This window comes from Pseudomonas tructae (assembly GCF_004214895.1).
Taxonomy (GTDB): domain Bacteria; phylum Pseudomonadota; class Gammaproteobacteria; order Pseudomonadales; family Pseudomonadaceae; genus Aquipseudomonas; species Aquipseudomonas tructae.
The window spans coordinates 5,019,472-5,044,198 of sequence record NZ_CP035952.1 but is presented as its reverse complement, the minus strand read 5'-3'; the positions used below and the strand labels follow the sequence as shown (position 1 = coordinate 5,044,198).

Annotated in this window: 21 protein-coding genes; 2 read left to right on the top strand and 19 right to left on the bottom strand. The window is 61.6% G+C overall.

What is annotated here, in order from left to right; all coding sequences use genetic code 11:
- Positions 1–34: 34 nt before the first annotated feature.
- Entirely contained in the window at positions 35–448 is a 414-nt protein-coding gene (locus EXN22_RS23055; protein WP_130266226.1) for an acyl-CoA thioesterase, read from the bottom strand.
- Between the two features lie 465 nt (positions 449–913).
- Between EXN22_RS23055 and EXN22_RS23050 the strand changes: the two genes are divergently transcribed.
- Together EXN22_RS23050 and EXN22_RS23045 are read left to right on the top strand one after the other, a co-directional pair.
- The gene (locus EXN22_RS23050) at positions 914–1,654 is read left to right on the top strand and encodes an SDR family NAD(P)-dependent oxidoreductase (RefSeq protein ID WP_165392254.1); all 741 of its coding nucleotides are present in this window, start codon (positions 914–916) and stop codon (positions 1,652–1,654) included.
- Positions 1,655–1,693: 39 nt separating this feature from the next.
- A complete protein-coding gene (locus tag EXN22_RS23045; protein ID WP_130266224.1) occupies positions 1,694–2,608 on the top strand; it encodes an HpcH/HpaI aldolase/citrate lyase family protein in 915 nt (304 codons plus the stop codon).
- Here EXN22_RS23045 and EXN22_RS23040 read toward each other — a convergent pair.
- The 18 genes from EXN22_RS23040 to EXN22_RS22955 form a co-directional block, all read right to left on the bottom strand.
- Positions 2,588–3,229, bottom strand: coding sequence for a TetR/AcrR family transcriptional regulator (locus tag EXN22_RS23040; protein ID WP_130266223.1), 642 nt, complete (start codon positions 3,227–3,229; stop codon positions 2,588–2,590). The genes EXN22_RS23045 and EXN22_RS23040 overlap by 21 nt on opposite strands.
- Before the next feature lie 350 nt (positions 3,230–3,579).
- Positions 3,580–4,404: an SDR family oxidoreductase gene (locus tag EXN22_RS23035; protein WP_130266222.1), complete on the bottom strand. Its 825-nt coding sequence runs from the start codon at positions 4,402–4,404 to the stop codon at positions 3,580–3,582.
- 51 nt (positions 4,405–4,455) lie between these two features.
- A complete protein-coding gene (locus EXN22_RS23030) occupies positions 4,456–4,809 on the bottom strand; it encodes a hypothetical protein (protein WP_130266221.1) in 354 nt (117 codons plus the stop codon).
- Between the two features lie 81 nt (positions 4,810–4,890).
- Positions 4,891–5,355 carry a multidrug transporter gene (locus EXN22_RS23025; protein WP_130266220.1) on the bottom strand — a complete coding sequence of 155 codons (465 nt, stop codon included), beginning with the start codon at positions 5,353–5,355 and terminating at the stop codon, positions 4,891–4,893.
- Positions 5,356–5,448: 93 nt separating this feature from the next.
- Complete coding sequence (locus EXN22_RS23020; RefSeq protein WP_407691985.1) at positions 5,449–6,690, bottom strand: OprO/OprP family phosphate-selective porin; 1,242 nt, start codon at positions 6,688–6,690, stop codon at positions 5,449–5,451.
- Positions 6,691–6,940: 250 nt separating this feature from the next.
- The gene (locus EXN22_RS23015) at positions 6,941–7,891 is read right to left on the bottom strand and encodes a LysR family transcriptional regulator (RefSeq protein WP_165392253.1); all 951 of its coding nucleotides are present in this window, start codon (positions 7,889–7,891) and stop codon (positions 6,941–6,943) included.
- A 183-nt stretch (positions 7,892–8,074) separates the two neighbouring features.
- Positions 8,075–9,526 (bottom strand): mannose-1-phosphate guanylyltransferase/mannose-6-phosphate isomerase, encoded by a 1,452-nt coding sequence (locus EXN22_RS23010; RefSeq protein WP_130266218.1) that lies wholly within the window; start codon positions 9,524–9,526, stop codon positions 8,075–8,077.
- 33 nt (positions 9,527–9,559) lie between these two features.
- Positions 9,560–10,207 (bottom strand): alginate O-acetyltransferase AlgF, encoded by a 648-nt coding sequence (locus EXN22_RS23005; RefSeq protein ID WP_130266217.1) that lies wholly within the window; start codon positions 10,205–10,207, stop codon positions 9,560–9,562.
- Positions 10,208–10,220: 13 nt separating this feature from the next.
- The gene (locus tag EXN22_RS23000) at positions 10,221–11,378 is read right to left on the bottom strand and encodes an alginate O-acetyltransferase (protein WP_130266216.1); all 1,158 of its coding nucleotides are present in this window, start codon (positions 11,376–11,378) and stop codon (positions 10,221–10,223) included.
- An 11-nt stretch (positions 11,379–11,389) separates the two neighbouring features.
- Positions 11,390–12,844 carry an MBOAT family O-acyltransferase gene (locus tag EXN22_RS22995; RefSeq protein ID WP_130266215.1) on the bottom strand — a complete coding sequence of 485 codons (1,455 nt, stop codon included), beginning with the start codon at positions 12,842–12,844 and terminating at the stop codon, positions 11,390–11,392.
- A 125-nt stretch (positions 12,845–12,969) separates the two neighbouring features.
- Positions 12,970–14,154 (bottom strand): mannuronate-specific alginate lyase, encoded by a 1,185-nt coding sequence (locus EXN22_RS22990; protein WP_233281663.1) that lies wholly within the window; start codon positions 14,152–14,154, stop codon positions 12,970–12,972.
- A gap of 7 nt (positions 14,155–14,161) precedes the next feature.
- A complete protein-coding gene (locus tag EXN22_RS22985; protein ID WP_130266214.1) occupies positions 14,162–15,562 on the bottom strand; it encodes an alginate O-acetyltransferase in 1,401 nt (466 codons plus the stop codon).
- Between the two features lie 11 nt (positions 15,563–15,573).
- A complete protein-coding gene (algG, locus tag EXN22_RS22980) occupies positions 15,574–17,133 on the bottom strand; it encodes a mannuronan 5-epimerase AlgG (RefSeq protein WP_130266213.1) in 1,560 nt (519 codons plus the stop codon).
- 18 nt (positions 17,134–17,151) lie between these two features.
- A complete protein-coding gene (locus EXN22_RS22975) occupies positions 17,152–18,633 on the bottom strand; it encodes an alginate export family protein (protein ID WP_130266212.1) in 1,482 nt (493 codons plus the stop codon).
- A complete protein-coding gene (algK, locus tag EXN22_RS22970; RefSeq protein WP_130266211.1) occupies positions 18,630–20,030 on the bottom strand; it encodes an alginate biosynthesis TPR repeat lipoprotein AlgK in 1,401 nt (466 codons plus the stop codon). The genes EXN22_RS22975 and algK overlap by 4 nt, the downstream gene beginning before the upstream one ends.
- Positions 20,031–20,096: 66 nt before the next feature.
- Positions 20,097–21,263: an alginate biosynthesis protein Alg44 gene (locus EXN22_RS22965; protein ID WP_130266210.1), complete on the bottom strand. Its 1,167-nt coding sequence runs from the start codon at positions 21,261–21,263 to the stop codon at positions 20,097–20,099.
- A 37-nt stretch (positions 21,264–21,300) separates the two neighbouring features.
- Entirely contained in the window at positions 21,301–22,791 is a 1,491-nt protein-coding gene (gene alg8, locus EXN22_RS22960; RefSeq protein ID WP_177414040.1) for a mannuronan synthase, read from the bottom strand.
- Positions 22,792–22,847: 56 nt separating this feature from the next.
- Complete coding sequence (locus tag EXN22_RS22955; protein WP_130266208.1) at positions 22,848–24,164, bottom strand: nucleotide sugar dehydrogenase; 1,317 nt, start codon at positions 24,162–24,164, stop codon at positions 22,848–22,850.
- Between the last annotated feature and the right edge of the window lie 563 nt (positions 24,165–24,727).

Sequence of the window (24,727 nt, the reverse complement as noted above, 5' to 3'; positions counted from 1 at the left end):
GCGCCCGGCGAAACCATCATCCTTGAGCGGTTGCTCAGCCTTCCTGGAACGCCAGGACCTGGTCTTTGAACGCTTGCGGTACAGGCACGGTGGACTGTTTGTCGTAGTCGAACATGACGTGATAGGACTTGGCCTTGGCGACCACTTCGCGGCTGTCGTCCTGACGGCGCATGGTGTGTTCGATTTCAAAGCTCTTGGTGCCGAACTTGACGACTTCGCTGGTGACGACCAGGGTTTCGCCGTACATGGCTTGCTTGATGTAGTCGCACTCGCTGCGAACCATGATGTGCGGAAGCTTTTCGCTTTTTGGCAGTTTCAGCAGATCGTGCATGTAGCAGAGGTAGGCGTGCTGCATGTAGTCATAGTAAATCGGGCTGCTGACATGACCCATGGAGTCGGTGTCGCGGTATTTGATTTCAATGACGGTGTCGAAACCCTTGTTGCTCATCGTGAACATCCTTTTATTGATTTGGGAGGAGATCAATTGCAATAAAGTTGAAACATTGTTTGCTGGCGAAGTGCGCCATAAAACAACGTTTCAATTTGTTTCTCATCCTAGGCAAGTTGCTTTGTTATGGCTACTCGCATTCAAATAGCTGAGCGCCGTGCTGCGCTATTTCGCGGTGAAGGCCAGGAAATACGCGGCGTTACGGGGTTTAAAATGAACGTTATGGTTCGTTATGAAGGGCTGCGTCGATTTGCCGCGATGAAAATAATGAGGATTTGCAAGTTACTCGCATTTCGTCGCGCACAACGAGTCATGCGCTCCATTATTTAGCGATTTTTTTAAATGCGAGTTAATGTACTGATGAAATCGGATTTGCCGTTGCGCAGGCACAGTTTAGAAGGCGAGTAGTTGTTGTGCCAACATTCTTTTAGCATGTCATTGTTTGCTAAATGGAGTGTTGTTGATATGTCAGATAAAACCAGGGTCGCCGTGGTGACCGGCGCCGCCAGCGGCATCGGTGCGGCAACGGCGCGACAACTGGCTGGCGAGGGCTACCGGGTTGTCTGCCTGGACCTTGATGGCGCCGGATTGGCCAGGACGTTGGCGGCGATGGGGCCCCAGCATCTGAGTTTTACCCTGGACCTGTGCGACGAGCAGGCGCTGATCACCGCGTTCGCCGAGGTCGAACAGTCTCTGGGGCGTGTCGATGTACTGGCAACCTGTGCCGGCGTTGTCGATACCGCGCCTTTTGATCAGTTGAGCGTTGCGCGCTTGCGTCAACTGCTGGATATCAACCTGATCGGTACCTTCGCGGTGGTGCAGCAGGCGGTTCGTCTCATGCTCTCAGGGGGACGCATCTGCACCGTGGCCAGTGTCGCCGGGATTCGCGGCGGCGGGTTGGCCGGGACCTTGGGCTATGCCACCAGCAAGGGCGCCGTCATCACCATGAGCAAAGGCCTGGCTCGTGAGCTTGGCCCGCGCGGCATCAATGTCAATTGCGTCGCCCCGGCAGTGATCCGCACGCCGATGCTCGATGACACCACGCGCACCAGCGGCAAGCTCGAACAGTTGCACGGCATGACCGCCTTGCGCCGCGAGGGCAGCGCCGAGGAAGCGGCCGAGGTCATCTGCTGGTTGCTTTCAGGCAAGGCTTCGTTCGTCAGTGGCACCACCATCGCTGTCGATGGCGGTCTGGCCATGCTTTAACTGCTTCGCCCTTTTCTCATTTTCATACAGGACGTAATCATGGCTGTTTCCAAGGACAATCCCCTGGCGCTTTGCCGTACCTTCTTCTTCATTCCGGGCGCCGACGAAGCGGCGCTGCTTGATGCGCTCAACGGTGGCGGTGACGTACTGGTCCAGGAACTGGAGGACTTCACGCCGCCTTCACGCCGCGCCGAAGCCCGGGCGCTATCGGTGCGTATCATGCAGCACTGGCGTGAATGCGGGCGCATCAGTTCGGTGCGCATCAACCCGTTCGAAACCTGTGGCCATGAAGACCTCGACGCGGTGATGGCAGCGCGTCCGCAAGTGGTGATGATGTCCAAGGTCGAAGCCTGCGAGCAGATGATCGAACTGGACAGGCAGATCACCCGTCTGGAGGCTCACTACGGCATCGAAGCCGGGTCCACCCTGATCGTGCCGAACATCGAAACCGCGCTGGGCGTGGTGCGGGCCATCGAGATTGCCCATTCCAGCCCGCGCATCAAGGCGATGCTGGTGGCCACTGAAGACATGGTCGCAGACCTTGGGGCCGGTCGCAGTCGCGCCGGTACCGAGTTGTATTACCCACGTTCGCGGTTCCTCCTGGAGTGCGCGGCGGCGGGAGTGCTGGCCATCGACTCGCCTTACACCTTTGCCGATGACGCTGGAGCCGAGGCAGATATGCAGTTTGCCCGTTCCATTGGCTATCAGGCCAAAGGGGTGGTCAACCCGGCCCATGTTGCCGTTGCCAATCGCTACCTGACGCCGACAGCGGCTGAAGCAGAGCTGGCGCGGCGGCAGATCGAGGCGTTCGAGCAGGCGGCCAGTACGGGCAGCGTGCGCGCCGAAGTCGATGGCCTGGTGGTGGAAGTGCCTAGCTACCTGCAATCACGACGCCTGGTGGAGCGCTATCAGCAGTTGCAACAGGTGCAGGCTTCACGCGGCGGGCATGCTTGAACGTGCCAGGGCACTGGTGGCGCTGCCGCGCAGATAGGCATGTTGGTTGAACCCGGTGTCAGGGGTTGAGCACAACAGGCCAATCACCGAACAGGAGATGGCTTGCTCGATCTGCATCTGGCTGATTTGTGGCGCATCGAGAATGTAAGCCTTGACCATCGAGGTGATCATCTGCGCCGTCAGCCAGGCGGCTGCCTGCAGGCTGGAGTGGGCCAATTGGTGACTCCAGCGCTGCAGCAGGCACTCGATGGACTCAGAGATCCGCGCCTTGTACTGGTGTTCGCTCGATTCATTGCTGAGGAAGGCGAAGTCCTTGTCGAGCAGGCGGTGCAACTGCGGTTCCTGCAGATGCAATTGCAGAAGGGCGCGGACCAGCAGTTTGATATGGGCTTGCAGGTCGGCCACTTCATACTGGCCGGCGACATCGAGGATCACCCGGTTCATGGACAGGGCATGACGCTCATAGAGCGCCGCGATCAATGAGTCTTTGTTGGGAAAGTACTGGTACACCGAGCCGACGCTGACGCCGGCGCGTTGTGCCACCAGGTTAGTGTTGGTGCCCGCGTAGCCGTGCTTGACCACGATCTTGGCGGTGGTCTTGAGGATGGTCTCGACCATCATCCTCGAGCGTGCTTGTGTGGGTATCTTGCGAGGAAGTTGAGCTTGTTTCACGAATGACTCCAGAATTTACCTGATTGCATTTGTGAGAAAGACTGCCAGCCAGACCACGGGGCTCCGACCCTGGAGGTTTTTCCCTGATTGCCTTTGAAGCGGCTGTGTTGCGCTGCCCGAAAATGGGCACGCAAGCCCGATCTCAAAGGGCGGGCGCAGGCACAGGTGGCTGGCGCAGCCGTTCAAATGCGATAGGGATTCTTCGCCTTGGCGGCGCTTTGGAAAATGCTCTGGCGTGCACTTTATAGTTAGCGATAGGGTCAGCTATCGCTAAGGCTCGTCCCCTGAAACCGGGAAGATCAGAGTGTGCTGTTGAGGCCGAAACGTTTTTTCAGGACGTTTTCCAGCAAGGTTCTGGGCAGCCATCTAGCCATCCACGGCAACACCCGGCTGCCATTGCCCAGGCGTACCAGAGCAGTGGACGGACGTTGTTGCACGGCATCGAGCACGCCGCGGGCAAACTCGGCCGCCGGGGTTGGCCGTTCCTGGGAGGTGCGGGCACGGGCCCGAATAGATTCGCGCAATGGCCACCAGGGTGAGTGCTCCTCGATCAGCTGTTCGGCTTCGCGGCCGGCGTTGTTGGCGAATTGTGAGGCGATTGCCCCGGGCTGCACTTCCATGACCCGCACACCGAACGGCGCCAACTCCAGGCGCAAGGCATCGCTCAGGGCGTGCACGGCGGCCTTGGAGGCGCAGTAGGCACCGGCGAACGGCGTGACCAGTACCCCGGAGACACTGCCGATGTTCACCACCAGGCCTTTTTTCTGGCGCAGAGCGGGAAACAGCGCACGGGTGACACCGACAATGGCGAACACATTGGTCTCGAACTGCCGGCGCATGGCGTCGGTGCCACCGTCGAGCAGCGGGCCCATGGCGCCGTAACCGGCGTTGTTGATCAGTACATCGAGGCCTTGGCCGTTCTGTTCCAGCTCGCCGGCCAGCTGCGCCAGCGCTGCCTGGTCAGTGACGTCCAGTTGCCTGGCCATAAAGCCGCTGGCCGCCAGGCGCTGGACGTCCTCGGCCTTGCGCGCCGTGGCCCAGACCTCGAAACCCGCGTTTTTGAAAACCTCGGCCAGGGCCAGGCCGATACCGCTGGAGCAACCGGTGATCAAGACATTCGGCATGCTGTACTGTCCTTGAGCTGCTGAGGGGGGGCAGCCTGCGATCATACGCTTTCAATGAGCAGGGAAAATACCTTCCAGCGCTTTTCGCAATTGCTCGACACTGGCACCGGTGGCCAGCAACTGAAGGCTTCCTTGGCAGTCGAATAGCAGTTGAGTGGGGATGACGTTAACCTCGGGGGACAGCGACAGCTCCTGAAAGGTATGGAAAGTCGAGAGGTAGAAGTCGACCTTGTCTCGATAGCCGTTGTCAGCCAGGGCCTTGAGGTTGTCCTTGCCGGCCGTGCAGGCTGGACAGCTGTCCTCATGGACCATGATGACCACAGGTTTGGCTAGCGGCTGCTGGTTTTTCAGGCACCACACCACCTTGGCAAACTCGTCCTGCACTGTATCGGATGTATCGATCATGGCGTGCCTCAATGCTAAGTGTCCGGGGCACTATTCAACGCTTTTGGCCGGGCGGCGTAACCTGACAGAAATACCAGGTGTTCAGTCGGCGAAGCTGCCTTGCAGGTGCTCGGCACGGTAGTCGACGCTTTGTGGCCGATAGCCGGAACGCAGCGGCGGCAACGGCAGGCACTCCTGCCAGCTGGCGCCCGGTTGTAGCTCGCCCGGGCCGCGGTAGCGCGGGGCGGCGTAGGTATTTTCGGCAAGGTTCACGGTGTCGCCGGGAGCATAGGCGGCGACCCGCCAGCGCAGTTCCACCAAGGGCACTGTGTTGCCGTTGTTGATGTGCACCTGCAAGGGACGGTCGGCCGGGCATTGCTCGGGGGCGTAGGTCAGGCGCAGTTCAAGGCGGGCCAGTTGGCTGGCCTCGCGGTTGTCCAGCCAGACCACCCACAACGCCACCAGGCCCAGGCCGAACAGTGCGGCCAGGGAGATCGGCAGGGCCTTGGCCGGGTAGCGCAACAGCAGGACCAGCCAGGTGAGGATCAGGGCAGCGCCGATTATCATGGGAAAATTCCGATAGAGCTTGAACCTTAATCCTAGCGTCAAACAGATCCCCGCCCAAGTGCGTGGCGGGAACCTGCATCAGGTGCTGACGCTTCAGAAGGTGTATTGCAGGCGCATCGCGATGCCAGAGCCGCTGTCGTCGCCAACCTGGTTGGCCAGGTTGTCGGTACGGGCGGACACATAATCGGCCGACACCTTTACCGCCTCATTGGCATACCAGTTGACCCCGAGGGTGTGTGTCTGACCTTTGGCGTTACCTTCCCGGGCCAGGTTGTTGTCTTCGACGGTCAAGCTGTCATAGCGGTAGAACAGCTCCCAGGCGCCTATTGTCTGATTCTCCGGCTTGATTGCATCGAACGCCGCGCCGTCTAGCCTGTATTGGCGGGCTTCGCCAGTCAGGGTATAGGCGACCTGGCCGTAGTAGCCAGAGGCATTGACGTCACTCGCCGCCCTGTCGGCTTTCAGCGTACGCCGCAGGTACTCGGCCTGTAGTGACAACGGACCATGGGCCCAGGCGCCCTCTAGCCCCCAGACGTTGTCATTGCGCCACAACCCGGGCTGGGCACTGGCGCCACCGAACAGCGGGCGATTGCCATTGGTGCCAGCGTCGTTGCCGCCTTCGGTGTCGACGCCACGGATGCCCAGGCGTGAGCGGATACGGGTGTCGACGGCGCTGTCCTGCAGATCGCGGTAGGCAAATTGTGCGCCCAGGTGGAGGACGTTGCCGCTGCTGTTCCAGGGGGCGAATACAGTCCTCAGGTTGTAGCGCTTGACGCTGTCGCCATTGCTGTCGTTGTTGTTTTCGTTGAACAGGCTTGCCGAGACGAACGCCAGGTTGTTCAGCACGCTGCGTGCCTGGATGCCCAGGCCAAGGTTGTCGCCGGTCCAGCTCACGGCGTCATAGCTGAGGTTGCGCTCCATGGCGGTGACCCATTTCGAGCTGGTCGCCTTCTCCAGGCCAAAGTCGGTGTAGAAGCGTCCCAGGCGCAGGTCGAGCAGGTCGAAACCGGTGTAGGTCAGGCTCGCCTGGTCGAAGTAGCCGCTGCTGGCATTGCCGACATTGCGCGAGAGGTCGTAGTTGACCTGGTATTTCCAGTCGCTGTACAGGCGGCCGCCAAACTCGAGGTAGGCACGCCTGAGGTACGCGGCATCGGCGCTGTTGCCATTGTTGGTGTAGATACCGTCGAACTGAGAGTAGTCGGCCTGGACGCGACCGCCGAGTTTGAAACTGAAGGCCTTGTCGACGGTCGCAAGCTCCAGGCCGCCACGGGTCTTGACCATCAAATCGGGGCCATCGGTCGTGACGATTCCTGCCTGCGACAGGGAAGTAAGCATTAGCCCGGTAGAACAGACGGCAGCACGAAACCCCAGTACGAAATACTGTTTTGATACGTTCATGAAAACCTTCTGGCTCAAGTTGTAAGTTGGCGTTATAGGTATTGCGGGTGAACTGAGCCGGCGCCGGTAGAGCAAATGATTTTATAGTTGAGGCAGGTATTCAAGCTTCGAAATCAATATTTCAGAATTGTGACAGCTACACGGCGTTATGTTCGGAGCGTGTGTGGCTGCCCAGAGCGGCAAAAACTCAGGCGAGCCAATCGCGGCGCTCGGCGAAAAGCAGGTTTATATAGCTGGCCAGACAGGTGACATCGGCGTCGGACTGATTGTCAGCATGAATCGACAGCAGGACCTGTTGCTGCATGGTTTCGTTGAACAGGTCAGGTATGGGCAATAGCGTGCGGTCCAGATGGCGGATGTAGTTGGGCAGTAATCCAATGCCTGCGCCACCCTTGATCAGGTGGAAGGCCAGGCCCGGGGCGCGGATGTAAGTAACGCCTGAGCGGCGTCGGTCGATCAGCTGATTCCAGGGCGCAAACGCGGCACTGTCCTGGTACTGCTCCAGCTGGATGAGGCGAAAGTCATCCAGGCGCTCAAGGGACAGTGGGCGAGTCGCCTCACGGGCATAGCGCATGGCGACGAAGGGCTGGTAGCGGATGATCACGGGGGGATTGAGTGGTTGCAGGCAATGCCTGGGCTGGGGGATCTGTGCGCCGGGGCTGGTCGTCCAGAGTGCCAGGTCCAGGTCCTGATGCGGCAAGTATTGGGCTGACTGCAGCGGGATGATGTCCAGGCAGCGTCGGGCATTTTCCCGGGTAAACGTGATCAGGGTGCGGACGAGCATGTCGTGCAGCAGGGTGTCGTCAATACCGATCCGCAGTGGCCGTCGGTTGTCGCCGACGTCGGAGCATTCTTTCGAGCGGGTTCTCAGTTGCTGGTGCAGGTCCCTCCCTGCCTGGGTCAGTACCAACTGGTTATCGCGATACAGCAGCAACGTCACCCCCAGGTTGTCCTCGAGCACTTCCAGTTTGCGGCGTAACAATGCAGGTTGGAGATTAAGAGATCGCGCAGCCTGTTTGAAGGAAGAACAACGTACGGTTGTAAGAAAACAGTCGACCAGTAGACGGTCTTCAAAAATGCAGTAGGGTACGGACGTATCTTGTCTGTAAGTTGACGTGTAGGAAGTTTCTTTATTCACTGGGATACTCCACTTGGTGCCTTTGATTTAGTTGTCGTATTGCGTTCACGATAACCAATCAGGCACAAGCAGAGGGCTACATTTCCAAATTGTAATTTTAACTTTATCTTAGTGTTTTCTATTCATTCAAGTGGGCAGGCCTGCTGCGCAAGCGGGGCGCAGCAAGCCGGTCGTGCTCCGAGGTTACTGGGCGATGGTCTTGATCGAGATCCCGCGCTCGATTGGCGTCGAGCGTCCGTAGACATCTTCAAAGCGCTCGATATCGTCTTCGCCCAGGTAGCTGCCCGATTGCACCTCGATGATCTCCAGCGGGATCTTGCCCGGGTTGCGCAGGCGGTGCACCGAGGCGATCGGAATGTAGGTGGACTGGTTTTCGGTGAGCAGGAAGACGTTCTCGTCGCAGGTCACCTCGGCGGTGCCGGACACCACGATCCAGTGCTCGGCGCGGTGGTGGTGCATCTGCAGCGACAGGCTGGCGCCAGGCTTGACGGTGATGTGCTTGACCTGGAAACGCCCGCCCATGTCCACCGAGTCGTAGGAGCCCCACGGCCGGTACACTTCGCAGTGGTTCTGGGTTTCGCTGCGGCCTTGCTCGTTGAGGGTGTTGACCAGTTGCTTGACGCCCTGAACCTTGTCCTTGTGGGCAATCATCATGGCGTCCTTGGTCTCGACCACCACGATGTTCTCAAGGCCGATCACCGACACCAGTTTGCCGTTGCCGTGGATCATGCAGTTGTGGCTGTCCTGGACCACCACGTCCCCCTTGGTCACGTTGCCGTTGTGGTCCTTTTCATGCACATCCCACAGCGACGACCAGCAACCGACATCGCTCCAGCCCGCCGACAGCGGCACCACGCAGGCACGCTGGGTCTTTTCCATCACCGCGTAGTCAATGGAGTTGTCCGGGCAGCAGGCGAAGGTGGCGTCGTCGATGCTCAGGTTGTCGCCGTCTTCGGCGCTGCGCTCCAGGGTCAGCAGGCAGGTGTCGTAGATGTCGGCATCGTGCTTTTTCAGCTCCTCGAGGAAGCGGCTGGCGCGGAACAGGAACATGCCGCTGTTCCAGAAATAGCCACCGGTGCGGACGAACTCGGCCGCACGTTTTTCGTCCGGCTTCTCGACGAACTGCGCCACCCGGCTGACGCCTTCGGGCAGCAGCACGTCCTGGCTCGACTTGATATAGCCATAACCGGTCTCCGGCTTGGTCGCCGGTACGCCGAACAGCACCATCTCGCCGCGCTCGGCGGCCACCGTAGCCAGGGCCAGGGCCCGTTGCAGGGCTTTCTGGTCGTCGATCACATGGTCGGCCGGGAGCACCAGCATCAGCTCGTCACGGCCTTCGTTGACCAGCTTCATGGCGGTCAGCGCGACCGCCGGTGCGGTATTGCGACCGAAGGGTTCCATGAGGATGCCCTGGGTTTGCAGTTTGAGGCTTTGCAGCTGCTCGTTGACGATGAACTTGTGGTCCTTGTTGCAGACCACGATGGGCGCGTCCATGCCGTCGAACACCAGGCGCTCGATTGTCTGCTGGAACAGGGTGTGTTCACCGGTCAGGGCCAGGAACTGCTTGGGGAATTGCTTGCGCGACAGGGGCCACAGACGCGAACCGCTACCACCGGACAGAATGACTGGAATCATGGGTGTTCTCCAAAAATAGAAATAGGCAGGTGGTTAACGGGTGGATACCGGGCGCTTGACCCAGACCGGCGACAGGCTGCTGCCCGAACCGGTCACGTACAGCACGGCTGCTTCGCCGCGCTCCAGCGCCACAGGCTTGAGATCGCTGACTTTCTTGTCGCCTTGATACAGCGCCAGGCTGACCTTGACCGGGTTGATCTCTCGCTCGCCATGGGTCTTGGCGGCGACTGGCTTGACCACTTCGGTCTTGCCGTCGGCGGTCTTCAGGGTCAGGGCCTGGTCACTGAGGTTCTGTACCCGTACCAGGGATTTCTGCTTGTTCTTGAACGGCGGCTCCTCGACCAGCTGCGCCTGGCCCGCGCTGTTGTTGACCAGGGTGTAGTAGTGATCGGCGGCGAGCTTGACCGGCAGGCTGTGGCTGCCGAGCTTGGCGCTGTAGTCGCCCTGGGGCATGAAGCTGAAGTCACTGCTGCCCAGGGCGGCCACCCCGTCGATCCGGGTGTTGCCGATGCTTGCGCTCACAGGCTGGGCGCTTGCGTTATAGATGCGTACGAAGGTCGAGCCTTTCGGCGCGCTTGGGCCGTACAGTGCGGCATCGGCGCCAGCGAAGGCCTGAAGGGACAGCAGGCTCATGCTGGCGGTCAGGACTAGAGTTTTGGCAATACGGTACTGGGTGGTCATGTGCGTTACCTCTTCAGTTTTCCGTCCGACGGGACGACAGGGCCAGGTCTTGATTGGCATTGCGGGTTTTTTTCAGCTGCGCGATCCACTGCGGATCGAACGCGCTGAGGTCGTTCTTCATTGGCAGATAACGTTCCGGGAACTCCCAGATCAGCAGCTGTGGCGCGCTGTTCTTGAAGGCATCGGTTTGCAGGTACTTGAGCATCGGCAGCAGCGGGCCATGACCGTCTTCGGCGTAATTGACCACGTCGCTGCGCAGCGCTTGCTGCAGGGCACCGAGGAAGTTCCAGTTGGGGTTGGCGCTGTAGCTGGTGCCGATCAGCGCCACGGGGATTTGCGTGTCGGCGAACAGTGCCTCGCCGTTTTCACCTTCAGTCTGGGCCGGGCGGGTGCTGCGTTTTTGCAGGGTGTCCGGCGGCGGCAGCAAGTTGCTGAACAGTGGGTCGAGCGGCAGGAAGTTGGTCAGGTCGCCCTTGTACGGTGCGCTCTGGCGCTGTTCGGTGATGAACTGCTGTGGCGCGCCGTTGAGCAGGGTCTGGCGTGCCACGGCGGCGGCCAGGTGCTGGGCCGCCACTTCGGCGCCCATGGGCGTCCAGTGGCTGTCGGTACGCAAGAACACCTGGCCACGGGCCTTGGCGTCCTGCAGCGGCGCCAGCAGGTCGGGGGCGAACACGCCGACCTGGCGGGCCTGGGCGTGGAACTCGTTGTACAGGTCGGTGTGCAGGCTGGCCGGGGTCTGTGCACCGAGGTACTCCGGGTACAGCCGCGCCTTGGCCGGGACAATCGCCAGTACCAGTTGCACACCACGTTGTTGCAGGGTGTCGCGTACGCCGCGAATCAGCGCCAGGTTTTCCTGTTCGAACTGGTCGCTGTTGGCTACCGGCTTGAATTCCTCGTCACTGAACAGCCAGTGCTCGCGGCCCAGAACCACGCCCGGTCGGCCTTCGTTGAACAGCTTGAAATCCAGCGCCGCCCACAGGTTGGTGCCGATGCGCTTGAGCGGGAACTGCTCGTCGTAGTGGGTCTCGGCGGCCTTGGCCAGCTTGCCGTCGAGGGCGGTCATCTGCGCGCTGCGCTGGAAGCTGCCCAGGCCGCCCAGCGACCACAGGCCCAGGCCCAGCAACAGGGCGAGGAACAGCAGCGAATAGAGTTTGCGTAATGATCGGGTCATGGTCGGCTCGCTCAGAACTGGAAGTAGAGGAACGGCGAGTAGCTTTGCGCCGAGAGCTTGAGGATCGAGGCGACGAACAGCAGCAGCACCAGCGTGCGGGTGACGTACAGGCCCCAGTCCAGGCTCAGGCTGCCGTCGGCATGCACTGCCACCGGGCTGGCTTTTTGTGGTTTGGCATTGCGATAGAAGTCGCGCAGGCCGAAGTACGCCAGGGTCGCGTAGGCCACCAGTAGGGTGGCCACTTGCAGGCCGGTGAGGCTGGCGCGGTTGAGCTCCGACAGCTGCCAGTCACCGAAGCTGAACATGGCGCCGTACATGCGCGCGGCAACGTCGAGGTTTTCGGCGCGGAAGATCACCCAGCCAACCACCACCAGCAGGAAGGTGAAGGCCCATTTCACCGGGTTGAAGCGCTGCGCATTGGTGTCCAGGCCCAGCGCCCGCTCGATGGCCAGCCACATGCCGTGCCAGGCACCCCAGATGATGTAGGTGAAGTTGGCGCCGTGCCACAGGCCGCCCAGCAGCATGGTCAGGAACAGGTTGCGGTAGGTGGCGAAGGTGCCGCCGCGGTTGCCGCCCAGGGTGATGTACAGGTAGTCGCGCAGCCAGGTCGACAGGCTGATGTGCCAGCGTCGCCAGAACTCGGTGATCGACTGGCTGATGTACGGCTGCTTGAAGTTTTCCATGAAGCGAAAACCCATCATCAGGCCCAGGCCGATGGCCATGTCGCTGTAACCGGAAAAGTCGAAGTACAGCTGTGCGGTGTAGGCCAGGGCGCCGAGCCAGGCGTCGCCGGTGCTCGGGTTCTGCAGGGCGAAGCAATGGTCGGCGACTACCGCCAGGGTGTCGGCGATGAACACCTTCTTGATGAAGCCCTGCATGAAGCGGGTGCAGCCTTCGGAGAACTTGTCGAGGGTGTGGGTGCGGTGGTTGAACTGGTCGGCCAGGTCCTTGAAACGCAGCACGGGGCCGGCGATCAGGTGCGGGAAGATCGCCACGAAGGCGGCGAAGTCGATCAGGTTGCGCGTCGCCGGGGTGTCGCCGCGGTACACGTCGATGATGTAGCTGATCGACTCGAAGATGTAGAACGAGATACCGATCGGCAGCAGCACGTGGGTGAGGATGAACGGCTCAAGCCCGAACGAGGTCATGATCGCGTTGAGGCTGTCGACGCCAAAGTTGGCGTACTTGAAGTAGCCGAGAATGCCCAGGTCGACCACGACCCCGAGCAGCAACCAGCGCTGGGCCGGTTTGCTGCGCACGCCGGCGGCGCCGACCTTCAGGCCGATCCAGTAGTTCCACAGGGTGACCCCGGCGAACAGGGCGAGGAAGTCCACTCGCCACCAGGCATAGAACACATAGCTGGCCAGCAGCAACAGGGCGTTGCGATAGCGTTGCCCGCTCAGGTAGTACAAGCCGAGAAAGATCGGCAGGAACAGGAACAGGAACACGTTGGATGAGAACACCATCCCGATCTCTCCTTGTCGTTATCAACCGGGGCAGCAGCCCCCCAAACCCCCCATGCCGGAACGCGGGAGGCAGTGTTTGAAGCATCGCGGGGCAAGCCCGCTCCCACAGGTACGGCGTCAGCCAATCACTTTTTCTGTTCGGCCTGCGGGTCATAGACCCGGGTCAGGTCGCCGCCCAGGCGAAAGCTCTTGAACGGCTGCATGTCGTGTTTGCGCTCGAGCACATCGCTGTTGCAGCGGTAGAGGCTGCACCAGGGTTCGAGCCAGGCGTATTTGCTGTCGATCTTCAGCTCGTCCATATCTTGCTTCTCGCCGTTCCTGGCCTTGAACGGGCTCGGGTCTTTCGAGCCCGACAGCACTCGGTCGCCCAGGCGTTTGAGCGCGCCATTGTTTTCCGGGCGCACATCGACGCCGTTGGCCTGGGCGAAGCTTGCGATCATCGCCAGCGGCGGCAGGGCATAGTTGTGGTAGGCCAGGGCGCGTTGCTTGCGCTTGAGCTCGTTGGGCAAAAAGCCTTGGGCGTCGACCTGGTTGGCGGCCACGCGGTACTCCTTGATCGACCAGTCGAACAGGTCGCGGCGGTCGGTCGCGACAGCGGTGGCCATCACCGACCAGGCCGCCCAGTAGGCGTGGTTGTTGATCTTCTCAAGCGGCAAGCCGCTCCAGTCCTTGACCACCTGGTCGGCCAGGCGCCCGAACCATTTCTCGATCAGTTCGGCCTGTTGTTGATGCGCGGCCAGCGGCTGGGCGTTGGAGAACTTCAGGTGCAGCCAGGCCGAGCTCAGGCTGCCCAGCGCCCATTTGCGCATGGACTTGCCGGTATGGTTGTAGTCGGTGGACATCAGCGCATCGGCGCGGGCCCAACTGCCCAGCCACTGCAAGGTGCAATCGAGCTGCTGCGGGCGGCCGTCGCGCATGTACTGCATGACCTGTTTGCTGACTCCGCGCTCAAGGGCGGTGATGCTCGCGGTTGCATTGCGAAAGGCCTTTTCCGAGTCCTTGTTCAAGGTTGCCCGGGCCTGGTCCGAGCCTTCGTACTTGCTGCGAAACTGCAGCTTGTCGGTGTAGGGCTTGGGGGTGGCTTGGCAGGTGACGTCACTGTCGCCGGTCTTGAGTTTCTCGATCCCGGCGTAATAGCCCTGCGGGGGCACCAGCCCGGCGGCGTGCACGGCCGGGCCGAACAGGGCCAGGGCCAGCGCAAGTAGCGTTAGGCTACCTCTGTGGGAGTGGTGCCCCGCGATAGCAATACCGGCCTCTTCGCGGGGCAAGCCCGCTCCCACGGTAGTGGGGGTTTTGCTGAACTTTTTCATACGCGCCTCAGGTTCGTTTGCAGAGGGTGGCCCGGACTTTCTGGCTGCCGCTTTGCGGCCCCTGGACTTCGACGGCGAGCAGGGTCTGGGCAGCCCAGTCCTCATCCTCGCGCAGCTCGAAGGCAAAGCGGCCGTCGGTGTCGGCGGTTTCCGGCTTCTCGATCTTCAGGTCTTCGTGACGGCCGTTCATGTACCAGAGGGTGGCTTGCAGGGTCTTCACCGAGGTGTCCTCGAACTGAATATCCAGTTGGTGGCGGCCATTGGTCAGGTCCTTGATCACGCCGTTACGGCCGTTGACCATCAGCTCGTTCTTGCCCGGCTTGAGTGCAGTGCTGGCGCTCATCTGTGCCGGCTTGCCCTGGCAGCCGTTGTCGACCAGGGCGAGCATCTGCCGCCAGATGGTTTCCTGGTCCAGGCGGTACAGCGGCGAGAATTCCCAGATGAGGATCTTCGGCGGGTTCTTCTGGAAGTCCTCGCTGCCCAGGTACTGGATCATCGAGCCTTCCAGGCCGCCGCCAGGGAAGGCGACGTTGAGCACGTCGGCGCCGATGTACTGCTCGAGAAAACCCGAGAAGTTGTAGTTCTTGCCGCTGTGGCTAGTGCCGACCAGGGTGATCTGCGGGTTACCGCTATCACCGAACAGGTCATCGCTGCCGCTCTCGCCCTTGGGCTGGGTGACGAACTGGTCCATGTACTGCACCGCGTAGCTGGTGCCGCACAGTTGCCCGGCAACGTTGTGCAGGGTGCCGGTCTTGCCCATGCGCCCGGACTTATGGCTTTCGAACTCGCGCTTGGGTACCTCGGCAAAGGCCGGCATCTTGTGCACGCTGGCAGCGACGATCTTCGCCGCGCGCTCGGCGCCGTACGGGGTCCAGTGCTGATCGCCGCGGAAGTAGAAATCCTTGCCCTGGTCGGCGGCGGCCAGTTGCTCGTTGGTCAGCGGCGACAGGTCGGGCACGGTGTAGCCCATCTTGCCAAAGCGCCCGAGCATGCCCTGGTAGTTCTGCAGCGCCTTGGCGTAGTTGAACGCGGCCTTGTCGGCCGGCTTGAGCATGTTGCGGTTTACCAGGCCACGGGTCGGCTGGTAGACGATCACCAGCTCCACGCCCTTGGCCTTGAAGGCGTCATGCAACTGCTGCAGGCGGCGGTAGCCGGCCGGGGTGGTGTTGAACTCGGTGCGCAGGTCTTCGCGGGTACGGAACAGCCAGTCGCCCTGGGCTTGCACCAGGGTGGTGAAGTTCTGCTGGTAGCGGGTGGTGTAGCGGCTGGCGTCGTGGGCCTCCGGGCAGAGCTGGCAGCACGGTTCGGCGGTGAAGCTCGGTGCCTGCACGGTATCGGCGTTGGCGCCGTTGCTGATGGCCAGCAAGGTGGCGCTTACGCCCAGGAGTTTGATCAGGTGTGGGGTCATGTCGGGCGTCCTCATTCGGCCATTTCGGTCTGGCGTTCGACCGGGTCGATCAATACGGCTTTCTGCTGGCGCACCATCAGGTCGAGAATCTCGTCCTGACGCTCACCCAGTACCCCGGAAAAACTGATGCCGCTGGCTTTGCTCGGGGCCAGCATCGACACCCGGTACAGCTCCACGCTCAGCGGCGAGTCGATCGACAGCGGGCCGCTGCCGTTGGCCGCCAGCTCACCGCCGACGACGATCAGCGAAACCTTGGTGTCGAACGGGTCGAGGGCGATATCGCGATCGGTTTCGGAAAGGTCCTTGATGTGCCCGTAGACGCCGACCAGGCCGTTGGCCATGGCGATGTTCTCGTACAGGCGGATGTTCACGCTGTTGCGCACGCGAATGCCGTGGCGACGGTTGCTGATCAGCTTGTTGCCCCAGATCAGGTTGTCGCCGCTTTCGTACAGGGTGATACCGTCGGTGTGATTGCGGTAGATCTCGTTGTAGGCGATCAGGTTGTTGACGCTGTTACGGTCGATGACCACGCCCGAGAGCTTGTTGTCGTAGCTCTTGTTGTTGATGATCCAGCTGTCGTTGACCTCACGCGAAACGATGATGCCGTGCTTCTTCTTGGTCCCGTAAACGGTGTTGCCGGCGATGATCAAACGGTGCGAACGGTCGTGGGGGTCGATGCCGTAGACAATGTTGTCGCGGTAGGTGCTGTCCTTGATCACGAAGTCGCTGGTTTCATAGCAGTAGAAGCCGTACCACATGTCGCTGAATTCGGAGCCGATGATCCAGCCGGTGGGTTCTGCACGGCCCATCTGCTTGGCCATGTTCGGTGTGTACTGGGAGATGCTCACGCCGTAGGACTTGCTCTTGGCGTAGCCGAAGCTGGCCATTTTGCTGTTGACGATGTAGGTCTGGGTGCCGCCCCAGGACAACAGGAACGGGCGGAACTCCTTGGGCGAACGGAAGGTCGCCGGGCCGTTGTCCTTCTCGCGCCAGCCGGTTACCCGGGTGTCACTGACGAACAGCTTGCCGTCGTTGACGATGAACGCGCCGCCTTCCTGGGACAGGCGCAGTTCCTTGACCTTGGCGTCGATCTCCAGCACGCCCTTTGCCCCGACCACGATCGGCAGGCGCGCCAGGTACACCCCCGGTGCGGTTTCGCTCAGGTACTGTTTGGGCACGTGCTTGGCCAGTTGCGTGAAATCAACATGGCCATCGTCGATGAAAATTGCCTGGGGAATGCCGTGCTGACGGGCTACCCATTCGGCCATCTTGTTGTCGCCGCCGATGAACTCCTTGAGCGCGGTTTCTTGCAGCATACGGCGGACCGAGACCTTGCCTTTGTGCTGGCGGTCGATCTTTTTCTGTACCGCTTGCGCGGTGTAGCCGGACAGGTCCGGCAGGGTTGGCGCCGGGATCTGCAGCGGCTCGATTGGCGCGCTGCTGACGGTGTAAGTCTTGGCCTGCTGCAGCCCTTTGGCCATCGGCGCCTGGCCGTTGGCCAGGGCGATGCTGCTGGCCAGCAGCAAGGTACCGGCCAGCAAGCTGTGCAGAGGGTTCGATTGAAGGCTCATATCACTGCACTCCAGGCATCAGAAACGCCAGACCACGTCGACGAAGGCGCGGTGCATGTAGGAGTCTGCTTCCTTGCCGTAAGCATCGCCTGGTTTGAACACGCCACCGCGAAAGCGCACCAGCGCCGATGGCTCGTCGATCGACTTGCTCAAGGCGGCCGGTAACAGGCCCTGTTTGAAGTATTTGGTAACCACCAGGTCCATCTCCTGGCCGAGGTCTTTCTCGCCCTGGATCAGCGGCCGGTTGATGCCGTTGTCCTCGACCACGGCATTGATGCCGCTGCTGCCGATGTTCTGCTCGCCATCGACGCGCCAGAACTTGTGGTAGATCAGGCTGGCGTCGTAGTCATCGCGCAACTGCCAGGAGGTGAACAGGGTTGCTGCCTGCAGGTTGCCCAGCTCGCCTCGGAAGGCCTCGCCAAAACGGTGGACCCGCGAGCGGGTGCCGGTGAAGTTCGAGCGGTTGCTCTCAAGGCCGGTCTGCTCGTAGTTGCCTGAACCGTCGCTGCCACCGCCGCCACTGCCGCGGGCATAGGCGGCGCCGACCTGCCAGTTGGGGTCCAGGCGCAGGCGGATACCCAGGTCGCTGGCCCAGGCATTGACGTCGCCGCTCTGCTTGCCGCTGGCCACTTGCTCGCCATTGACCGTGGTGGTGTTGAGGCTGTCGCGATCGCCGGTCAGCCAGGTCAGGCTGCCCCAGTAGTTGACTCGGTTCTGGTTGCGCCAGTTGTAGGCGTCGCTGTTGGCTTCCAGGCCCAGCCAGGTCAGGTCGCCGGTGCGGGTCTTGTCCAGGGCATCGACGCTTTCGCCGGGATTCTTCAGCTTGCCGTCGTCATGGGTGTGGTGGGCGCGCAGGCCGACCCAGTGACCGGGCGTCCACTGGGTGGCAACGTCACCGTAGATGTGCAGGCGGTCTTTGTCTTGCGGAGCCAGTTCGGTGAGGTCGGTGCGGTACTCGCTGAAGCGCTCGGCCACGCCGAGGTTGGCGCGCAGCAGGGTGGTGTCGAAGGTCCAGTTCAGCGCTTCGATATTGGTGTCACGCCACATGCCGTCGTCGTTGCGCAGGCGTTGGCGGCCAAAGCGCAGTTGCTCGCCGGGGTAGGCGGTCAGGCCGCTGTAGCCAACCCAGAATTCGCGCATGGCCAGGTAGCTTTTGTCCGCTTCGCGGCCATGGGCACGACCATTGTCGGACTCGGCCTCATCGCCGGACTGGCGCAGGGTGTCGGTCTCGATGATATCGGTGGCCGCTACCGCCTGGCCCATGGCGAAGGCGCTCCAGTTGCCGCGCTCGCCATAGACCCAGGGGCGCAGGTCCAGGCCCAGGCCGTTGACGTCGCCGCCGGAGCGGGTACCCAGGTCACGGTCGTCTTCGGATTGGCCGGTGATCTTCACATCCAGGCCGAAGTTCTTCTCAGCGGTCATCGCCGCCAGGGTCGGGCACGACCAGAGCACGGCAAAGCCCAGGCCTAAACCGGCCTTCATCCACGGATTGAGTGTCATAGGGAGTTCTCGCCTTGTTCGGGTTGCGCTTGAGCCTGCAGGGCCAGGGCGTCACGGGCCTGGCGCTCTTGTTGCAGCAGGCGCTGGCCTTGGGCCTTTTGCGTCGGGTTGAGTTGCTGGTCGAGCTGGGCGGCCAGCTCACGCGATTGATCGCTGGGGTTGGCTTGCGCCAGTTGGCTGAACACCCAGGCATTCACCAGGTCCTGGCGGATGCCGTGGCCTTCGCTGAACAACTGGGCCAGGGCATAGTCGGCGCTGAGCTGGCCACCGCGGGCGGCGTTGAGCAAATGATCGACAGCCTTTTGCGGGTCGACGCTACCCAGGTAGCCGCGCCGGTACAGCTGGCCCAGGTAGTAGTGGGCGCTGACTTCGCCGGCGTTGGCGGCGCTGAGCAGGTGGGTTTGAGCCTTCTGCGCATCGACCGGTACGGTTTTGCCTTCGTAGTACAGGCGGCCCAGCAGCAGCTCGGCGCGCGGTTGTTCGGCGGCGCGGCCCTTGTCGATGTAGGCCATCAGCTGGTCGGTGTCGCCCAGCTCGGGGAAGTCGTAGAGCAACTGCGCCAGGCTGACCCAGGAGCCTGGATTGACCGGCGCCACCTGCTCAAGCATGGCCTGGGCGGTTTTCTCGTCGGTCTGGCCTAGGCTGCGGTCGGCCAGCACGCGCGCGACGCTATCGACCCGGGTGGCGGGGATCGCACCGCGCTGGTAGGCGCTTTTGACTTGCTCGATCAGCGCCGCCTGTTGCTCGGGTTGGGCGCGTTTCTGGTAGACGGTGGCCAGCTCCACGTAGCAGATATCAGTGCTGGTCAGCGCCGCCTTGCAGATGCGCTCGACCTCGTCCAGGTGCTGGTCGTAAGTGTCCTGGGTGCGGTACAGCAGGATCTGCGCCAGGCCGGCTTCCGGGTAGCCAGCGGCGCGCCATGTGTCGATCTGTTGTTGGGCATTGGTGCCGGGGAAGCTCTGCGGGTGTTGCAGGTAGAGCATCGCCAGCGGGATCAGGGTGTTGCCCTCGCCATTGGCGAAGGCTTTGTTCAGCAGGGCTTCGGCTTCCTGGCGCTCAGCTTCGCTGGCGTCCGGCTTGGCCGCCAGCAAGCGACCGAGGCGGGCCTGGGCGCGGGGAGAGATATCGGCGGCGGCGCGGTAGGTGGCTTCGGCTTGCTTGAGCTTGGCCGGATCCCGGGTGTCCACCTGGATATCGGCCAGGCCCACCTGGGCTTCGCTGTAACCGAGGTCGGCGAGCTGGCGGTAATTCTGCTCGGCCAGGGCAGTGTCACCGCGCTTGAGGGCTTCGTTGGCCAGGCGCTGGTCGGGCAGGCCGGCGCAACCGGCCAGGCTGATGGCCAGGACCAGACCCAGAAGGGCGCCGCTGTGGGAGCGGGCTTGCCCCGCGATAGCCATTGCGGCCCCTTCGCGGGGCAAGCCCGCTCCCACAGGGTAATTGACAAGCGTCATTGGCAGATCCTCTTAGAGCCCACGGGCCACGGCTTTGTCGATCAGCCAGTCCAGCGACGGGCCACGATTGCTGTCCACCGCCACCGGGCGGCCGGCCAGTTCGCTGGGCAGCGACTCGTCCGGCTTGATCTGTACGCGGATGTCCGAGGACAGGTCTTCGCTGTTCAGGCTGGTGCTGCTGACGATCTGCCCGGTGCGGGCCTGCTCTTCGCCGGCGACGGTGAAGTGCACGCGTGAGCCGGGTTTGACATCATCGAACTGGCGATAGCTGAAGCGCGCCTCGACGGTAGGGATGGTGGTGCGCGGTACCAGCTGGAAGATCACCTGGCCCTTGCTCGCGTACTGGCCGTCATCCACCAGTTGGCGGGCGACCACGCAATCGCAGGGGCTGGTCAGGGTGCCGCTCATCTGCTTGCCGAACAGCTCCTCGACCTTGGCTGGCTCCAATTGCTGGTCATCCAGATGGCCCTTGAGCATGTCCAGCATGCTGGTGCTGAACGAGGCCAATGGCGCGCCCTTGGCTACCTGGCCGCCGCTTTCCACCAAGCCTTGCACGGTGCCGTCACGCGGCATGCTGACGTTGCTGGTCGGCACGCTGACCACCCCGGCCTGGGCATGGCTGACGAAGTACAGGCCGTACACCGACTTGGCGATAAAACCGAACGCGGCCACGCCGACCACGAACACGCCGAGGCTGAAGGTCACGGCGCGCAGTCGACCGAATGCGCTCATGCCGCCGTTGGCATCTTTGTGCTTGCGCGCCTTGGTGAAGTTGTCGCGCTGCAGGGTGCTGAGCACGTCGCCGATGGTGATCAGCTCGCCGGACAAGTGCGAGGTGATGATGTGGCGCAGGGTGGCGATATCACGTGGTTCAAGGTTCTGGAACTGCACGCCGGTGCGGCCGCTTGCGGGTTCGAAAGAGCGCACCTGGATCTCGATGTCCATGGCCAGGCCGAGCTTGTCGACGGTGAACTGCAGGCGCCCGCGCAGCACTTCGCCGACTTTCAGCGGCTGCTTGGCGTGGAAGCTCAGACCGCCGGCAGAGAGGTCGTCGACCTTCACTTCCAGAGTCTCGCGGTTCTCCCCCAGGTAGCGCAGCTTGGCCGGGATGCGCACCCGGGCGTGCTGGCGCTGGGCTTCGGATTCATGCACGACATTGACGTTCACGGCGGTATTCATGGCGATTTGTTCCTGTTTAATCTGATCGGCTTGCGGCTCACACGACCATGAACAGCACAGCAACGAAGATGCTGGCCGCCGAGAAGGTCATGGTCCGGGAAGACCAGGTGTTGAACCATTGTTGAAAGCTGGCGAGGTCGCGTTTGAGGGCAGTGGGCTGGCGGGTCCAGGACTGCCGGTCGAGGCGGAAGAACACGTAGATCTTCATGATCGCGCCGACGATCTGGTTGTAATAAAGAATCAGCGGGTAGGCCGGGCCGATGGTGTGGCCCGAGCACAGCAGCATCAGGGTCAGGATCAACCGGGTGATACCGATCCACAGCAGGTACACCAGGAGGAACGCCGGGCCGAACTTGATACTGGCGATGACTGCGACCGTCAGCCCAAGCAGGCTGGTCCACATCGACACGCGCTGGTCGAACAGCACCACGCTGGTGAACAGGCCGAGGCGGCGGATGCCCAGGCCCAGGGCCCGTGAGTTCTGCCGCAGGTTGTTGCCGTACCAGCGGTACATCAGTTTGCGGCTGGCCTTGATGAAGCTTTTTTCCGGTGGATGCTCGACCGTGTTGATCGCCGCATCCGGCACGTAGAAGGTGTCGTAACCCAGGCGCATCAGGCTGAACCAGCTCGACTTGTCGTCGCCGGTGAGGAACTTGAAGCGGCCCAGGCGCCAGTGCTGCAGCGAGTCGTTCTCGACGTCTTTGATGAACTCGGGGTTGGTCACCACGGCGGCGCGGAACACCGACATGCGCCCGGTCATGGTCAGCACGCGCTTGGACAGGGCCATCGAGCACATGTTGATGTGGCGCTGGGCGAAGCGCAGCTTGTGCCACTCGCTCATGATGTAGCCGCCACGCACTTCACAGAATTCGTTGGTGGTCAGGCCGCCGACATTGCCGAACAGCTTGAACCAGGGCACGGTCTTGCGGACCACGCCTTCGCCGAGCACGGTGTCGCCATCGATCACCGCGACCACGGCGTTTTCATCCGGCAGGTGGCGGGAGATAGCCCGAAAGCCATAGGCCAGGCCGTCGCGCTTGCCGGTCCCGGCGATGCGTACGAAGTCGAGGGTCACACGCGCCGGCGGGTTGTACTTTTCCCACAGGCTTTTCACTAGCAGTTCGTCGGACATTTCCACCAGCGAACAGACCACAGTGGTCGGGTAGCCGCAGTCGATCGCCTCGCGGATCACCGAGCTGTAGACCTGGGCGGTGGTCAGGGCATCGATGCGAAAACTGGTGACCATCAGGTACACGTGGGAGGGGTCGGCCGCGCTACCGAGCTTGCGCACCTTGCGCCGCAGGTAGGGGTAGACCAGGTAGAGGAACAGCATGCCGCGCACAAAGTGCGTGGCACCCATGGAATAGCGCCAGATACCGACGGCGCCGACCAGGAAAATGAAGTCCTTCGAGTCGGGGTCGAAAATGGAGTTGGGCAAGGCCAGGGCGATCAACATGAGCAGGCTCACGTAGAACAGCCAACCGGCGACCTGTAACAGGCCGTGCTTGAGCCTTTGCATGTTCTGCATCCGTATCCAGTAGGGGGAGGTGGTGCGCGGAGCCCGAAGGCCCCGCGCCTGCCGGCTTACCAGCAGATACCTTCGGTGCGGCTGGCCGGGGAAGTGGCCTTGCTCATGAAACCGACCAGGTCGATAACCTGCTTGCCTTCAGGGGCTTGCTGGGCCAGGGCGCGGAACTTCTCGTCGCGGTTGCCCAGCACGATCACCTCGGCGTGGTTGATGACCTGCTCGAAGTCGGCATTGAGCAGTGACGACACGTGAGGGATCTTCGACTCGATGTAGTCCTTGTTGGCGCCGTTGACCCGCGCATACTCGACGTTGCTGTCGTAGATGTTCAGCTCGTAGCCTTTGCCGATCAGGCGTTCGGCCAGCTCCACCAGCGGGCTTTCGCGCAGGTCGTCGGTGCCGGCCTTGAAGCTCAGGCCGAGCAGAGCGATCTTGCGCTTGTCGTGGCTTTCGATGATGTCGAAGGCGTTCTGCACCTGCGATTCGTTACTGGCCATCAAGGAGTTGAGCAGCGGCGCTTTCACGTCCAGGCTGCCGGCGCGATACGTCAGGGCGCGGACATCCTTGGGCAGGCACGAGCCGCCGAAGGCAAACCCTGGGCGCATGTAGTACTGCGACAGGTTCAGGGCCTTGTCCTGGCAGACCACGTCCATCACCTCGCGGCCATCGACACCGACCGCCTTGGCGATGTTGCCGATCTCGTTGGCGAAGGTGACCTTGGTGGCATGCCAGACGTTGCAGGTGTACTTGATCATCTCGGCCACTTCGATGTCCTTGCGGATGATCGGCGCGTCGAGTTCTTCGTACAGCGATTGCAGAAGGTCGCCACTGGTCTTGTCCAGCTCGCCGATGACGGTCATGGGCGGTTGGTCGTAGTCCTTGATCGCGGTGCTTTCGCGCAGGAACTCCGGGTTGACTGCCACGCCGAAGTCGACGCCGGCCTTTTTCCCCGAGCAGTCTTCGAGGATCGGGATCACCACGTTCTTCACCGTGCCCGGCAATACGGTGCTGCGCACCACGACGGTGTGGCGGCTGGATTTTTCCCGTAGCACGAAGCCGATTTCGCGGCACACCGACTCGATGTACTCAAGGCCCAGGTCGCCGTTCTTCTTGCTCGGCGTGCCGACGCAGATCATCGACAGGTCGCTGTCGCGGATCGCCGCGGCAAAATCGGTGGTGCCACGCAGGCGGCCATTGTCGATACCCTGTTGCAGCAAGGCTTCGAGGCCCGGTTCGACAATTGGCGATTTGCCTTGGTTGATCAGGTCGATCTTGGTGGTGGAGACATCGACGCCAATCACTTCATGGCCACGTGCCGACAGGCAGCCCGCACAGACTGCACCCACATAACCCAAACCAAAGATGCTGATACGCATCGCATTCACCTCATGTGTTTATCTTGCCGGCTCAATAACAAGAGCCAGACCGGGTTGATTAACCAGCAGTTATCGGGCACACGGTGGCCTGGCAAAAAGAGCTCACTTCACCGTGTGCAGGCATATAAATATCAAGTGCAAAAGTATCTGCAATTAAAGTTGGCAGCCAAAGGCCAATAATTATGGGCGTGCCCTGTTATGCAGCCGTCTTTATTGCAGGTCGGTTGTCCGGCACTGCAGTGCTTGTTCTTTCAAGTGAATAAAATCCTTTGAAATCAACCACAAGGACGATTTGTAGGGCGCGTTTCTCCTGGGTTTAACCGAAGGTCGGGCGACCGACGCTCAAGTCAAAGTTATCGGGGTGCACAAACGCTGTACGCTCCAATTCGCGGTGTAGGTCATCTCTCACATAACGTTCAAGAATCGTTACGGGTGGTATGAGCGATGGCTGAGGGGATAAGTTCCGGGGCAGGTTCAGCGCTGGTGAAAGATTTTTTAATATTTTATCTGCTGGCCATACTTTCACTTTGATAGCACTTGGCAGTTTCGTCCCTATTTATAAA